The organism is Lysinibacillus sp. UBA6686 (assembly GCF_002455205.1).
In the GTDB taxonomy this organism is placed as follows: domain Bacteria; phylum Bacillota; class Bacilli; order Bacillales_A; family Planococcaceae; genus Lysinibacillus; species Lysinibacillus pakistanensis.
Genome location: NZ_DKJS01000075.1, coordinates 26,157 through 40,474, shown reverse-complemented (window position 1 = coordinate 40,474; position 14,318 = coordinate 26,157). Strand labels below are relative to the sequence as shown.

Below are 14,318 nucleotides of genomic sequence, written 5' to 3'. Positions count from 1 at the left end.
TAGCAAAAGAAATTTCTATTCGCAATCTCACAAAAAAATCCATTTTCTAATTATTTTTAATATTATAGCACTATTCTTACATAATCGAGAACTATTTTACATTAATTATTTTTCATAATCAGTTGATTTGGAGCACAATTATGACATATTCATATTTCTTGAATTCAACAAAATTCTGTTACAATGAAATGGACGGATTTATAGAAACGAGGATTATTTTATGCATAAAACTATTGGAGTCCTTGCTCATGTGGATGCAGGAAAAACAACATTCTCAGAGCAATTATTATTTCATACAAAAAGTATTCAGGCTCGTGGGCGGGTGGATCATCAGGATACATTTCTGGATAATCATGAGCTGGAGCGTCAACGTGGCATCACAATTTTTGCTGAGCAAGGTCGGATGACAATTGGCAACGATACCTATACATTAATCGATACACCAGGACACGTCGACTTCTCCCCTGAGATGGAGCGTGCGATTCGTGTTATGGATTATGCCATCATTGTGATTAGTGCAGTTGAGGGTTTACAGGGGCATACAGAAACAGTCTGGCACCTATTACGCCAGTATCACATTCCAACCTTCTTTTTTATCAATAAAATTGATCGTGAAGGTGCAGCGGTGGATAATGTTATGGCACAGCTTCAAAAAGATTGCTCTGAGGATGTACTATTAGTAAATGAAATGTTCCATTCGGATTATATTCCTTCTAACATAATGGAATGGCTAGCTGAACGTGATGACAATCTTTTGGATGCTTTTCTTAATGAAACATTAGATAGTGGTAGCTGTTTTACCCAACTCCAAGCGATGATTAAACAGGAAAAGGCATTTTTGTGCTTTACTGGCTCAGCATTAAAAGATATCGGCATACAGGAATTCCTTGCACAGCTCCCACTGCTTACTGAAACACATTTCAATGCTGCTGCACCATTTCAAGGTGAAGTCTTTAAAATTCGACATGATGGCCATCAACGTTTAACTTTTATCAAAGCATTACAGGGAACCTTACATATTCGAGATGAATTTTCATTTGGCGATGTAACCGAAAAAGTGACGGAAATAAGGTTATATAACGGACATCGTTATGAAACCGTACAAGAAGTGACAGCTGGCGAAATTTTTGCTGTAAAAGGGCTTAGTAAAGCAAATATTGGTGCGATCCTTGGAAGCTCTAGTAACCCACAGCCCTATGAGTTAGTGCCAACCCTTCAGGCCAAAGTACAATACAAGGGAGACCAACATATAAAGGAAGTCTTAAAAATCTTTCGAATCCTTGAAGCGGAAGAGCCGTCATTACGTGTGATTTGGCATGAAAAATTTCAAGAGATTCAAGTACATATTATGGGGGTTATCCAGCTTGAGGTCCTTATCGAAGTGCTAAACAAGCGTTTTTCACTAGCCATTTCGTTCGGGGAGCCACAGATATTATATATGGAAACAATTGCATCAACTGTTACAGGATATGGTCATTTCGAACCTTTAAAACACTATGCAGAAGTACATTTATTAATGGAGCCAAGTGCACGCGGTACTGGTATTACATTTGTCAATGCATGTCATACAGACGATTTATCCGTTGGGCATCAACGACTGATTGAAAAGCACTTATTCGAGCGCGAACATCATGGATTACTAACAGGCTTTCCCGTGACTGATATTCATTTTACGCTTTTAACAGGGCGTGCACATATTAAGCATACCGACGGCGGCGATTTTCGTGAGGCCACATTCCGAGCATTACGGCAAGGGCTTGAACAAGCGGCGAACATCCTTCTGGAGCCCTATTACCGCTTTAAGTTAAAAGCATCTACCGATTTTATCGGCCGCATAATGACAGATATTCAGCAAGCATCCGGTACATTTGACCCTCCAATTGTTTCAGAAGAGGATGTCATGATTACGGGTCGTGCTCCTGTCGCGACATTTATGAACTATAGTACGACCTTTGCGGCCTACACCAATGGTAAGGGTGTGCTTTCTCTACAATTTGATGGCTACGATGAATGTCATAATCCGGAAGAAATTATTACTCAAATCGGCTACAATAAAAATGCCGATCCTGAATATACATCCGCAAGTATTTTTTGCGCAAAAGGAAAAGGCTATTCCGTTCCATGGCATGAGGCACAAGCAGCAATGCATTGTATCAAATAATTTAGAAAAGTAGAAACAGGACATGTGGAATTGATACCATGTCCTGTTTCTGTACTGCAGATTCTATTAATTCTGGTTTCGAGAGGTATTGATTAATCGGAGCGGATTTCTCCTTAGCCTGAGCAGTTTTATGGCTTGCCTGAGCGGGTTTCACTTGAACCTGAGCAAGTTTTGGGATGACCAGAGCGGGTTTCTCCTGTACCCGAGCGATTTTTGGGATGACCGGAGCGGATTTCTCCTGTACCCGAGCTGTTTTTTGGATGACCGGAGCGGATTTCAACTTTACCTGAGCTATTTTTTGGATGACCGGAGTGGTTTTCCCATGTAACTGAGCTATTCTGCTGACATGAGCAGTTTTCTCTTGAACCCATGTTGTTCTTGAATTAAATAGAACAATTTCCACTGACCTGAGCAGCTGCTTTTTTCTATAATGCCCATACATTTTGCCTTGTGTCTTTGAAAGGGCGATAAGAAGGTTCTACAACAGCGTAGCTATGGGAATTCGAAAAGTCTGTTAATACTTTGCCTGGTCTACTTTTCAAAAGTTGCAAATTATCAATTAATTGCAGCAATAGCTCATGACCATTACCACGTGGATGCCAGTTTAAATGATAATCATTTAGTTCCTTCACGGCTTGTAAAAAATGCTTATACTCACGTTCTACTAGACTAATAAGTTTGTTATCCTGAGCAATTCGTGATAAATCTTCCAAATAAGTTTCATAAAAGCGCATCACAATTGAGCACAATAAATCATTGACACGAGCAGCACTTAATACAGGCTTAGGCTCTACAGAAAATCGTTCTAGATTTGGTTTAGAACGGGTTGAATCGATACGTGTAATTAAATGATAAAGCTCGCCATCCACCTCATACACAATTGGATTTGTTGGCATATACATCATAAAGCTATTTGTTTTCGTTTTCAGGTTCTCTGCTATCTCTGCCCTTGCGAAAAGATGTCCATTAAATTCCTCATTTTGAATCCAAATAATGTCCTTATTATATAAAATTTGTTCAAATAGTCGCTGATTACTAATAAGACGGGTTGCAAGTAATTGATCAACAAGTGATTCCACAACCATTCTTGTTTTTGCTTGCTTGGCAACTTCAGTGCGTGGCTGCTTACAAATTTTCATATCCTCAATGTGCGTTTCCTGTGCTGACCATACATGAATATTCGTCATATGTGCATCCTCTTTTCGTACATATTTTCAAAACGGAAGTCATCAGTAAAAAAAGGATTTCCTTCATATTTAGAGGAAATCCTTCAATTTATTGTTTTCGTTCATCACAAAAGGTCAAACGATACCCAAATCTAAATGTATGGGAACTCATCCACATACCTTTATTTAATTTGGGCGTTCGACGTACTGTGACAAACAGAGCATTCTGTTTTGTCAACATGCCACCTCCTATTCCTCGTAGGGTTATGGTGTGTACTCATAATAGGCAGGTATCCTGACTTATGGTCATCGCTTCTTTTCCCCTTCCCGTTGAAAACAGTGGTATTTGAAAAGTCGCTCACATTTACAGTTGCGGGACAGTGTCGGATTTGCACCGACTTCCCTTTTCAGTAAATTGCACGCAATTTACACCTATTATTACACGCTATTCAGTTGTTAAGGAATCAAGTTCCTATTAGACTATTAAAATCAATTGTAAAGGAGTGTAATTTAGAAGTCAATTAATGTTAGTTTTTTCACTTTTCTTCATATTTTTGCAAATAAAAAAGAGGGAATTACTCCTCTATTATTCAACATATTAAAAAATCAGCTTATATCCTATTCAATATCCTTTGCTTTTGTTCATAAACTCATCATCTGTTAAAATACCCTCAATATTTGATTGCTTTAACTCTTTAAGTTTTTCAGATATATTTACATTCTCTATAGTAGTAGTTTTAGATGAAATTTTCTCGCTTGAATTATCTTTTTTAATAATATGAGTCAAAATACTATACCATTCTTTACAAACCATTATTGCGTCTTTATGATTTGTGTTTTGTAAAGTAGAATCAACATTTGATGAAAAGAAATTAATAGTATAAATTGGATTATGGATATCATTAACTGTTATTAATAAATTAATTTGTTTTATATTTTCTGTTGTAGTTTTGCTTCCAGAAGTACCGCCAATTATTGCCCCTACTCCTCCTGCTAGTACTCCAACTAATTCACCACCTAGTTTTGAACTTCTTGATGTTCTAGTTACTGAAACTCCATCTTCTATTATTTCAACAGATAAAATATCTTTAAATGGTATCAAAATAAATTTAAAATCATATTTACTAAATGTTTTTGACATTAAAGGAGCATTTTTTATAATATTTATCCATAAACCAATTTGCTTATTGGTATCATCTAAAACTATTTTTGATTCATAATTATTTGGACCATCTATAATAATCTGGTTTTACACAATTCAATAATAACTGGAAGCTGGTTAGAGGAAATTAAAACAGCTTTTGAGGAAGTAATTGAACAAGCTAAACAGTCCAATACGGAACGAAGAATAGATAACTAATAAAGTTGTCTGTTTTTTATTATATACACATAACAAAGGTTCGAATAAAATGGAAAAAAAGGAGGTTTTTGCAGTGAAAAAATCAACAATTCTATTCAGCATACTTGTTTTACTATTAACTTTCAGCATGGGTGCATACGCTGCAACAAAGTATAATTTCACTTTTGATGGAAAAAAACAATCTGTTGATGTCCAGATCATTAACAAAAAAGCATATGTACCGCTAGATGCTATTGTGGGATTATACGGTGATAAGGTTACTTATGATAGTAAATCTAATACTTATGCAGTTACATCAAATGCTACTGGATCAACTACAACTACTACCCAATCTGAATTATCACAAACTATTAAAAATGTAACAGTTAAAATTGATAAAGTTGTACAAGATTCTGATTCATTAAAAATTTATGTTACATATGTAAATAACTCTAATGATAAAATTAGCAATGGAAGTGATCTATCTAAGATTGTCGCAAATGGAAATCAGTACAGTTATAACTTTAAATTCAATTTTGAAAGATATAATAAAAAAGAGAATGTTCCCCACGCTGATACCTATATTGAGCCTGGCGTAACTGCTGAAGATGTTATTTTCTATGCTCCTGTTGATGCTGATTCAATAAATATTTTAATTCGTGCTAACTGGACAGATTACAGATTTAATAATGTAAAGATTACAAAATAAACTTTCTTTTATAAAACAAGTTCATAGTAATTTTAATTGTTTTAATTACAAAACAGATAACTAATACAGTTGTCTGTTTTTTTGTTATGTACTATTGTCAATATTTTCCTTAAAATGAAATTACAAAAATCTGTAAGGGGTGCGTGACATGGATACAATAGCAGAAACTATAAAGTTAGCTGGATTTGGAAAGAAAAAGATAATGGCTAAACAAATTCAATTGTTTGATGATAAATTCAACGATCAAGGTGAAACACTTCTAGCCGTATGTGCATCTGTTAAAGGTACTGAACAGTTATATCTCACAGATAAACGCGTGGTCCTTCATGAAATCAAGAGTATGGCTTCCAACGGCGAAAAAAACATTCCTTTAGAATCGATTAGCAGCATTAACATTTCTAGTAAGCTTGCCAATTCAACTATTGAAATTGTCTCATCTGGAAGCAAAACTCTAATTGATAATGTACCAATGCATGTTGTTGTTGAAATTAAGAATGCTATTGAAAATTTCAAGGCGATTGAAAAGGAAACTTCCTCTTCACCTACAGCTCCAAAAGAAAAAGATATGTATGATGTTGCTGACGAGATCATCGAATTGAAGAATTTATTAGATGATGGGATATTGACTCAGGAAGAATTTGACGCGAAGAAAAAGCCTTGTTAGGAATTTAGAAGGAGAATTTCATGTATATATTAAATGATGTTAGGACTGTTAAAGAAGCTTCTAAAAGATGGGGTATTTGAAGATGACGTAAATAGCTTGTTGTAAATCGGCTTCTTGTGCTTGTCGCTCATCATCTTCTTGTATTTTTAAGTGGTAGTAGTATGAACTTCTTGGGATTTGTAGGACGTCGCACATTGTTGCTGCCGCTTCGCTTTCGCACAAAAAACATCTGCTGATACCGAATATTTGTGAGCATTGTGACGAATCACATCTATTTTCGTCCCATGATCAGCGCTGCTTGCTTTAAAGATATCGTTCTCCATTCGCAGGCGATGTACTTCTTTGCGTAGCTCTACTAGTTCATTTTCTTCCTGTGAACGGTTATCTTCTGCCTTAAATGAACCGGTTTCTTGATGGTTTTTAATCCAACGATCCAGTGCAGATGGTGTAATATCATATTCTCTCGCAATATCTGCACGAGACTTACCATTTTCATATAGCTTCACCATTTGAAGTTTAAAATCGGCTGTAAAAGTTCGACGTTGACGTGACATAAAACACGCTCCTTTAGGTTAGTAATTATAGTGTACTAGCCCTTATTAAATCTGTCTAACTTAGTGTAGCCTATCCATCCTTTATTGAATAGAATGGGACAATTAGGGATGATGGATTAACGTAATGGACTATTCAACCCTAAAACATTCCAATATACTTCGGCAATGCATGATTATAAAGAATCGATTTAAGCCAAATTTTAATGGAAGCAGCCTAGGCACCAACATTACTTTTGAGCCTAGGCTTTGTATAACGTCTTTGCTAAATTGTCATGTACATGTATCAACAATTCATACTTCTTAAACATGTGGGTTATGTGATTTTTTTCTAAGTTTCTTCTATTACATGATTATGCCTTGAATCGCTGTGTAAGCTTTTGTAAATTTTCCGCTTGCACACATAAATCTTGTGATACAGTATTGACTGCTTGCATGGAGGCACTTTGCTCATCTACTGATTGTAAAACAACTTCTGTATAATGTGATAACTTATCCATTCCAGAAGCAATTGTCATAACTGATTTCGTTACTTCAATAGCACTACCTGAAAGCTCCTCAGCTGTAGCAGATATATCCTCCAGTTGACTCGTCATTTTACTTACATGTTGAGATATCGTACCAAATGATTTTGTTGCTTCATCAATGACATAGACACCTTGCTGAACATTTTTTAAATCCTCTTCAACCGATGATGCAACCTGTGTTGTATCATTTTCAATTCCAACTACTAGCTCAACAATTTGATGTGCTGAATGTTTGGATTGCTCTGCCAATTTACGAACTTCCTCTGCTACCACTGCAAAACCCTGACCATGCTCCCCAGCCCGTGCTGCTTCAATCGCTGCATTTAATGCTAGTAAATTCGTTTGATCTGTAATGGTAGTTATCATATCGATCATGGATTTAATATCCATCATTTTATTTGTTAACTGTTGCATTAATTGACTTGTTTTTTCAGTTGAATTCGAGATAAATTGCATCTGATTTTTAGCCACATGTAAAATTTCTGCACCGTTACCGGCAACATCATTTGCTTCCTTTGCATGGTCAAAAACATCTTGCGTTGCCACAGTTATTCGTTCAATGCCATCAGCTGTTTCTTGCATCGCCACCGCACTTTCATTGGCCGATTGTGCTACATGCTTAAGTCTATCTGACGTTTTTTCCATTTGAGAATCGACTTCATCAACAGCCATCGTAATTTCATTTGTACTGGCTGATAGCTCCTCTATACTAGCAGATAAGTCTGAAGAGCTATTGGCAATTTTTTGTGTGATAATTTGTAATTGTTTTTTCATCTCTAAGAATGCTTTTGTTAACGATGAAATTTCATCATTGGAATTCACTTCAATAGGAGCAGTATGCAAATTTCCCTCTGCAATTGCCTGAGCAGATGCTGCTAATTGGTTGATGGGCTTAATAATTTTATACTGTACATAGACAATATAGGAAAGTGTCATTGCAATTCCCAGTATTGTTAATAATGTAGATAACCAATCCAATGATGTAACATTTGCTAGGTCTATGACTAAAATAATAATCATAAGAACATTTAAAGCAGAAAAACCAATTATACTTCTTTTTCCTAAACTCATACTAATTTCCCCCAACTATAATAATATTCCAATGTAGTTATTATAGTTGAATTTCCCTTAGATTCACAGAAAAAGACCCCTCAATTGTAAGAATTAAGTCATATCAATTAAATCCCAGTGTAATTGTGTCTGGATTTTCGAACTCACTCGAAAAACTCTCTTCAAAATTCGTGACATCCGTCAGGGCTTTTAGGCCAATCTTGATGTTGGTACTAAGGCGTTTTAACAAGATGTGGAGTTCTTTACCTTAGTTTCTCTATTATAGCAGGCATTTGTACCCGCACTGAAAAAGAAAGAATCACCTCATCACCTATAAAGATGGGAGTATCTATGCATGACTCTTCGCTTTCGTACAGTAAAAATCTGCTGAATCAAGATAAAAAAGCACTTTACGCTTGGCAAAGTGCTCTCTAAAAACTATTATTTCAATTTCATAATGCTTGATCCTGCAATACCAGGATGTGTCATTTCATATGGGTCTAAAATTAAATCTAATTGTTCAGTTGTTAGTACGCCAGCTTCCAAACATAAATCACGAATTGAACGACCTGATAGGATTGCTTCACGTGCTAGACGAGCAGCCACTTCATAGCCGATATGTGGATTAACAGCCGTTAGGACACCAACACTTTTCTCTACATACTCCTTCATACGCTCTTCATTTGCTTCAATATCTTTTAAGCAGTTTTCAGTAAACGCACGGAATACATTATTCATAATGCTGATGGATTGAATTAGGTTAAATACTAATACAGGCTCCATCACGTTTAATTCTAATTGACCTGCTTCAGATGCTAGAGAAATTGTTTGATCATTGCCGATTACCTGGAAGGCAACTTGATTTAAAACTTCTGGCATTACTGGATTTACCTTGCCTGGCATAATGGAAGATCCCGGTTGGCGAGCTGGCAAGATAATCTCTCCTAAGCCGGCACGGGGCCCAGAAGCCATTAAGCGAAGGTCATTCGCGATTTTAGACATGTTAATCATACAGATTTTTAATGCACCAGACACTTCTGTATAAGCATCCGTATTTTGTGTAGCGTCTACTAAATGAGTTGCACCTTTTAACGGTAATCCTGAAATTTCAGCAAGATGCTCATCGACAGACTTAATGTAATCCGGGAATGCATTTAAACCTGTTCCAACTGCTGTTGCGCCCATATTCACATCATATAAATTTGGGCGAGTTTGACGGATACGTACAATATCACGGTTGATCACACGGCAGTAAGCTTCGAACTCTTGTCCTAATCGAATTGGCACTGCGTCTTGTAAATGTGTACGTCCCATCTTAATTACATGTGCAAATTGCTCTGCTTTTTGGTGGAATACAGCTTGCATATTATCCATCGTTAGCAGTAATTCATCTATTAAATTTAAAACAGCAATATGAATAGCTGTTGGGAAAGCATCATTTGTTGATTGGGACATATTCACATGGCTATTTGGACTGATAGATTGATAGTCCCCTTTTTCTTTCCCTAAAATTTCTAGGGCACGGTTTGCAATTACTTCATTGGCATTCATGTTGATCGATGTACCTGCACCGCCCTGGATTGGGTCTACAATAAATTCTGCATCCCATTTTCCATCTATCACTTCTTGTGCTGCTTCGACAATTGCCTCACCAATTTCTTTTGATAATAGGTGTACTTCCATATTGCCCAATGCTGCTGCTTTTTTAACAATTCCCATTGCTTTAATTAAAGCCGAGTGAATTGTGTAGCCTGTAATAGGAAAGTTTTCAGTCGCACGTAGCGTTTGAATCCCATAATAAGCATTTGCTGGTAATACTCGTTCACCTAAAAAATCTTTTTCTATACGTTGTGTTGACATCATTGTCGTCTCCTTTTATGCAATACTCACACTTGATAGTAGCTAATTAATGGCGGATTGTAAACAGGCATTTTTCTGTAAAATAAAAAAATCCTTTAAAAAAGTAAATTATTCGCTAAAAACCGAGCGCATTCTATACGCTCGGTCTATTTTTCCGCATTAAGTTGTGAATGTCATAAAAAAGAAGCAAGTAAAAACCTTTCCAATAAATCCCGAACTTTCTTTTTTATTTATCTGAAGTTACAGTAAAACGACTATTTTTATGAGTTGGATTTTCAATTTCATCTATTACAGCTATTGCATAATCAGCATAGCTTACATAGCTTTCACCAGCAGCATTTACTAATAAATGGTCAGCACCTGCTTTGTAGCTTCCTGTTCTTGGACCTTCTGGATCAAAGAATGCAGATGGACTTAAAAATGTCCAAGTAATTGCAGATTGTTGTAAATCAAGTAGATTTTCACCTTGGTTTTTAGCTGTTGCATAAAACATTTCGGGAAAGTCTGGTGTATCCATTACACGCGTAGTTTTTTCTGGATCTACAAACAAACTGCCCGCTCCACCAACAACAAATAATTTTGTATCTATGCCAGTTAGAATATCAATTAAATGACGACCTACTTTTACATGTAATTCTTCCTGACCAAACGGAGCGCCAAACGCATTAATAACAACATCAAAGCCTTTTACATCCTCTTGCGTTAAGGCAAATACGTCTTTCTCCATAACAGGGATATTAGCTGCTACTTTCGAGGCAGAGCGTACGATGGCTGTTACATCATGACCACGTTGTAATGCTTCCTCTACTATTCTTTGTCCTGCCTTCCCTGTTGCTCCAATTACACCAATTTTCATTATGTGTTCCTCCTAGTTTATAGTTGTAACTATTTAAGTTACAGGTAGAGTACAAAAGATCTACTTCGTTTAAAGACGAAGTTGATCTAGCACATCCTGTAAAGTTTGTGCTTGTAACTGTTCTTCCATTGCATGCCAAATAGATGTATAAACACCCTCCAACGTATGTTGGATTTTTCTCCCCACCATACAGGCTGGATTTGGCTCATCATGAATCGCAAAAAGTTGCTCGGGCCCATCAATTGCCTGATAGATAGCCAATAATGTTAGATTTCTTGGCTCTATTAATAGCTCATATCCAGCGATGCCTGTTTGTGATGACAGCAATCCTGCTTTTTTGAGGGTACCAATCATGCGTCTTACCACAACTGGATTTGTATTGACACTTCCTGCCATAAAATCAGAGGTTAGCTGACTTTTATCAGATGTTGTTGCAATGAGCGAAAGTATATGGATCGCTACCGAAAATCGACTGTTCACCATATGTATCACCACCTGTTGTAACTATTATAGTTACAGGTATCGATAAAGGCAAGAAAATTGCTTTATTTAACACCTGTCTTTATTTTTTCCGTTTGAAATGCATCTTATTCTTTTCTCTCGTATAAAAAGACAGAATGAAGTTCAGCACTAAATTCGCTTTACGTAAATAACTAGCTCTTGTCGGATTTCTCCGTTTTCCTCATAAAAATCTAGGTTATGAAATTCATACTTAAAGTGACCTAATGGGAATGTTACACTCTCTCCTTGTGCTGCTGCTAATATGCCAGCTACATCCTGTGACACCATTTGTAAAAGCTCTGTACCTGTAAATGTTTCTACAAATATTACGTTCATCTAAAACACCTCCTAGGCTATTATAGCTTAGAAAGCGCTTTATTTATAATATATCCTTATCGTCTAAGACGAATTTCATCAATTACCTGCATCATTTTCTTAATTTGCTCCTGTGTTAATTTTGTAGAGATGTGGAATTGCTCATGTTGTTCAATAGCATTTTTTTCTGGTTGAGGCGAATGGATCGTTAACTTCCTTCTACGTTGTTTTTCTCCTCTTTCATCTATTTGAAACATCATTGATTTCCTCATACTATTCACCTCTACATTTTTATTTGACCCCTAAAGATTTCTTAGTATTGATATCTAATTTTAGTATATATCCTATAATTGCCATATTCAATATAATGGAAAACTCTCTTTTGAAACATTTGGTGAATTATTCTAAAATTTTACCTTTTTCAGGAAAATAATATTCTAAAAAAACAGCAACCAAATCGGCTGCTGTTATAGTTATACGGCTATGGGTGCTTTAATTGCTGGATGCGGATTATAGCCCTCAATCGTTAAATCTTCAAGCTCTATATCAAAAATTGACGTTTTATTCGGATTAATTTTCAAGGTTGGTAGGTCCTTTGGTTCACGAGAAAGCTGCTCTTTTACTTGCTCCACGTGATTTATATATATATGAGCATCCCCAATGCTATGAATAAACTCGCCAACTTCTAATCCACACTCATGCGCAATTAAATGTGTCAATAATGCGTAGGAAGCAATATTAAATGGACAGCCTAATAGTGTATCCAGACTTCGTTGCATCAATTGACAGCTCAACTTACCATCTGCTACATAAAATTGGAACATCACATGACATGGAGGTAATGCCGCTTTACTGCCTTTTGCTCCTGCATCAATCACATCTTCTGGATTCCAAGCATTGACAATGATACGTCTTGAATCAGGATTATGTTTAATTTGATGGATTACATCCTGCAATTGATCAAGGCTCTCCCCTGTAGATGTTGTCCAATTGCGCCATTGCTTGCCGTAGACATTCCCTAGTTCCCCATATTTGCGTGCAAATTCATCGTCTGACAATACACGCTCACAAAATGATGCCAGCTCTTTTTGATAAGTCACGTTAAATGATTCATCAACTAAACACCGTCTACCAAAATCGGTCATATCGGGACCTGAATAGTCATCAGATTCAATCCATTTTTTAAAGGCCCACTCATCCCAAATATGATTATTATTCTGTAATAGATATCGAATATTAGTATCACCTTTAATAAACCAAAGTAACTCACTAGCTACAAGTTTAAACGGGATACGTTTTGTCGTTAACAATGGAAAGCCTTTACTGAGATCAAAACGCATTTGATGGCCAAATACACTATATGTCCCTGTCCCTGTACGATCTTCCTTTTTAATGCCATTCTCTAATATATGTTGTAATAAATTTAAATACGCAGTTTCTGGATGCGTCATCGTCTCTCAACAGCTCCTTCACGTTTGCTGTTGACCATTATAACATCTAATACCCCTATTTGGTCGGGCAAAAAGAAAAAACAACTTCAATATTTACATACCTGAATCAAAGGTGTTTAACTCTTTAGAGATTTCACTTTCAGTGGTAACGAAAAATGTAGGTAGCAAAATAATATTCAATAAAATCGGTCCAACAATAAATAATAAATCAATGCCTGGATTAAAATAAAGACCAAATGCAGTCAACAGCCCAGACATCACTAAAAAAACGATTTGCGCAACGATCACCATTAATGGAATGATTTGATACAGATAATTTAACTTTCGGAACTGATGCATATTTTCTGGATCTTTAATAATTCTCTTTTTCAGGCGTCTTGACATAGTTATACAAGTCAATAATTGCACTAAAATAAAACTAAAATAGATAACGCTATTGAGCACCAATTGACCTTTCATGACGGTTCCATCAAAATGGCCTACCCGCTGCTGTAAAAGATCATAGACAGCTCCCTCATAGACATATTCCTGATCACTTAAAAGCGTGAGAGGTGCTACAAACCCGAATGCTGCCCAATCATTTGCATTGACTTTCCAATTCGTTAATTTACTAGCTAAAATACGTAATTCAATGGCTTCATCTTCACCAAACATTCCTACTAGGATACTATATGGAATTGCTACTTTCATTTGCCCACTTTGCTTTTCTTGAAATAAATCTTGAATGAAGAAAGTATACGCAACTTCTGACTGGTTCGCTTCATAATGAGCATCTTCTACCTTCCAATGACTTGCTAATGTGGATTCAATCTTATTTCTCATCTCAACATAAGGCTTATCTTTATGTAATCGCTTAGGTATTTTATAAACAAAATGATTATCACTCCCGATAATGCAAATATCAACTTCAACCTTATCTTTTGCAAAGGCATTAGCAATAGCTGTCATTGGATACAACATGATGGCGACTAGGAAAAACAGGATTAGTGACAATCCGCACTTTTTCATGCAATGCTCCCCCTTTCCGTCACATATGCTAGATTTACACTATCATAGCTTTTACCGAAAAGACTATTTCGTTATTCCGAAAAAGCAATAGTGGTTTTCCGAAAGAGCTGATTTCGGTATTCCATAATGATCATTTATTATGGATAATATATAGCATACT

At 36.2% G+C, this 14,318-nt stretch carries 16 protein-coding genes and 1 riboswitch; of the genes, 3 read left to right on the top strand and 13 right to left on the bottom strand.

What is annotated here, in order from left to right; all coding sequences use genetic code 11:
• The first annotated feature begins 220 nt into the window (after positions 1 to 220).
• Positions 221 to 2,161 (top strand): elongation factor G, encoded by a 1,941-nt coding sequence (locus B2R82_RS20070; RefSeq protein WP_286926648.1) that lies wholly within the window; start codon positions 221 to 223, stop codon positions 2,159 to 2,161.
• 1 nt (position 2,162) lies between these two features.
• On the opposite strand, the gene B2R82_RS20065 is transcribed toward B2R82_RS20070, so the two are convergent.
• The 4 genes from B2R82_RS20065 to B2R82_RS20050 form a co-directional block, all read right to left on the bottom strand.
• Positions 2,163 to 2,564, bottom strand: coding sequence for a hypothetical protein (locus B2R82_RS20065; RefSeq protein ID WP_286926647.1), 402 nt, complete (start codon positions 2,562 to 2,564; stop codon positions 2,163 to 2,165).
• 22 nt (positions 2,565 to 2,586) lie between these two features.
• Complete coding sequence (locus tag B2R82_RS20060; protein WP_286926646.1) at positions 2,587 to 3,348, bottom strand: hypothetical protein; 762 nt, start codon at positions 3,346 to 3,348, stop codon at positions 2,587 to 2,589.
• A gap of 88 nt (positions 3,349 to 3,436) precedes the next feature.
• Complete coding sequence (locus tag B2R82_RS20055; protein ID WP_286926645.1) at positions 3,437 to 3,565, bottom strand: hypothetical protein; 129 nt, start codon at positions 3,563 to 3,565, stop codon at positions 3,437 to 3,439.
• Between the two features lie 30 nt (positions 3,566 to 3,595).
• A riboswitch (cobalamin riboswitch) is annotated at positions 3,596 to 3,778 on the bottom strand.
• Positions 3,779 to 3,949: 171 nt separating this feature from the next.
• Entirely contained in the window at positions 3,950 to 4,468 is a 519-nt protein-coding gene (locus B2R82_RS20050; RefSeq protein WP_286926644.1) for a hypothetical protein, read from the bottom strand.
• A gap of 292 nt (positions 4,469 to 4,760) precedes the next feature.
• On the opposite strand from B2R82_RS20050, the gene B2R82_RS20045 reads away from it, so the two are divergent.
• Both B2R82_RS20045 and B2R82_RS20040 read left to right on the top strand, forming a co-directional pair.
• Complete coding sequence (locus B2R82_RS20045; protein ID WP_286926643.1) at positions 4,761 to 5,375, top strand: hypothetical protein; 615 nt, start codon at positions 4,761 to 4,763, stop codon at positions 5,373 to 5,375.
• A gap of 148 nt (positions 5,376 to 5,523) precedes the next feature.
• The gene (locus B2R82_RS20040) at positions 5,524 to 6,039 is read left to right on the top strand and encodes an SHOCT domain-containing protein (protein WP_286926642.1); all 516 of its coding nucleotides are present in this window, start codon (positions 5,524 to 5,526) and stop codon (positions 6,037 to 6,039) included.
• Between the two features lie 146 nt (positions 6,040 to 6,185).
• On the opposite strand, the gene B2R82_RS20035 is transcribed toward B2R82_RS20040, so the two are convergent.
• From B2R82_RS20035 to B2R82_RS19995, 9 genes are all read right to left on the bottom strand, one after another.
• A complete protein-coding gene (locus B2R82_RS20035) occupies positions 6,186 to 6,593 on the bottom strand; it encodes a transposase (protein ID WP_414674130.1) in 408 nt (135 codons plus the stop codon).
• 350 nt (positions 6,594 to 6,943) lie between these two features.
• Complete coding sequence (locus tag B2R82_RS20030) at positions 6,944 to 8,188, bottom strand: methyl-accepting chemotaxis protein (RefSeq protein ID WP_286926640.1); 1,245 nt, start codon at positions 8,186 to 8,188, stop codon at positions 6,944 to 6,946.
• A gap of 420 nt (positions 8,189 to 8,608) precedes the next feature.
• Entirely contained in the window at positions 8,609 to 10,030 is a 1,422-nt protein-coding gene (gene aspA / locus B2R82_RS20025) for an aspartate ammonia-lyase (RefSeq protein WP_283872528.1), read from the bottom strand.
• A gap of 223 nt (positions 10,031 to 10,253) precedes the next feature.
• On the bottom strand, positions 10,254 to 10,883 hold the full coding sequence (locus tag B2R82_RS20020; RefSeq protein ID WP_286926638.1) for an NAD(P)-dependent oxidoreductase: 630 nt from the start codon (positions 10,881 to 10,883) through the stop codon (positions 10,254 to 10,256).
• A gap of 69 nt (positions 10,884 to 10,952) precedes the next feature.
• Positions 10,953 to 11,366 (bottom strand): Rrf2 family transcriptional regulator, encoded by a 414-nt coding sequence (locus tag B2R82_RS20015; protein ID WP_286926636.1) that lies wholly within the window; start codon positions 11,364 to 11,366, stop codon positions 10,953 to 10,955.
• A 147-nt stretch (positions 11,367 to 11,513) separates the two neighbouring features.
• Positions 11,514 to 11,720 carry a thymidylate synthase gene (locus tag B2R82_RS20010; protein ID WP_286926633.1) on the bottom strand — a complete coding sequence of 69 codons (207 nt, stop codon included), beginning with the start codon at positions 11,718 to 11,720 and terminating at the stop codon, positions 11,514 to 11,516.
• A gap of 56 nt (positions 11,721 to 11,776) precedes the next feature.
• Positions 11,777 to 11,959: a hypothetical protein gene (locus tag B2R82_RS20005; protein ID WP_286926631.1), complete on the bottom strand. Its 183-nt coding sequence runs from the start codon at positions 11,957 to 11,959 to the stop codon at positions 11,777 to 11,779.
• A gap of 213 nt (positions 11,960 to 12,172) precedes the next feature.
• The gene (locus B2R82_RS20000; RefSeq protein ID WP_286926630.1) at positions 12,173 to 13,150 is read right to left on the bottom strand and encodes a thymidylate synthase; all 978 of its coding nucleotides are present in this window, start codon (positions 13,148 to 13,150) and stop codon (positions 12,173 to 12,175) included.
• A 93-nt stretch (positions 13,151 to 13,243) separates the two neighbouring features.
• The gene (locus B2R82_RS19995; RefSeq protein WP_286926628.1) at positions 13,244 to 14,158 is read right to left on the bottom strand and encodes a hypothetical protein; all 915 of its coding nucleotides are present in this window, start codon (positions 14,156 to 14,158) and stop codon (positions 13,244 to 13,246) included.
• Positions 14,159 to 14,318 lie beyond the last annotated feature (160 nt).

What these genes read in the sequence shown, in the direction of transcription:
- B2R82_RS20035 (WP_414674130.1), bottom strand. Translation starts at nt 6,593, where the DNA reads ATGTCACGTCAACGTCGAACTTTTACAGCCGATTTTAAACTTCAAATG.
- B2R82_RS20005 (WP_286926631.1), bottom strand. Translation starts at nt 11,959, where the DNA reads ATGATGTTTCAAATAGATGAAAGAGGAGAAAAACAACGTAGAAGGAAG.
- B2R82_RS20070 (WP_286926648.1), top strand. Translation starts at nt 221, where the DNA reads ATGCATAAAACTATTGGAGTCCTTGCTCATGTGGATGCAGGAAAAACA.
- B2R82_RS20060 (WP_286926646.1), bottom strand. Translation starts at nt 3,348, where the DNA reads ATGACGAATATTCATGTATGGTCAGCACAGGAAACGCACATTGAGGAT.
- B2R82_RS20000 (WP_286926630.1), bottom strand. Translation starts at nt 13,150, where the DNA reads ATGACGCATCCAGAAACTGCGTATTTAAATTTATTACAACATATATTA.
- aspA (WP_283872528.1), bottom strand. Translation starts at nt 10,030, where the DNA reads ATGATGTCAACACAACGTATAGAAAAAGATTTTTTAGGTGAACGAGTA.
- B2R82_RS19995 (WP_286926628.1), bottom strand. Translation starts at nt 14,158, where the DNA reads ATGAAAAAGTGCGGATTGTCACTAATCCTGTTTTTCCTAGTCGCCATC.
- B2R82_RS20015 (WP_286926636.1), bottom strand. Translation starts at nt 11,366, where the DNA reads ATGGTGAACAGTCGATTTTCGGTAGCGATCCATATACTTTCGCTCATT.
- B2R82_RS20050 (WP_286926644.1), bottom strand. Translation starts at nt 4,468, where the DNA reads ATGTCAAAAACATTTAGTAAATATGATTTTAAATTTATTTTGATACCA.
- B2R82_RS20020 (WP_286926638.1), bottom strand. Translation starts at nt 10,883, where the DNA reads ATGAAAATTGGTGTAATTGGAGCAACAGGGAAGGCAGGACAAAGAATA.
- B2R82_RS20010 (WP_286926633.1), bottom strand. Translation starts at nt 11,720, where the DNA reads ATGAACGTAATATTTGTAGAAACATTTACAGGTACAGAGCTTTTACAA.
- B2R82_RS20030 (WP_286926640.1), bottom strand. Translation starts at nt 8,188, where the DNA reads ATGAGTTTAGGAAAAAGAAGTATAATTGGTTTTTCTGCTTTAAATGTT.
- B2R82_RS20040 (WP_286926642.1), top strand. Translation starts at nt 5,524, where the DNA reads ATGGATACAATAGCAGAAACTATAAAGTTAGCTGGATTTGGAAAGAAA.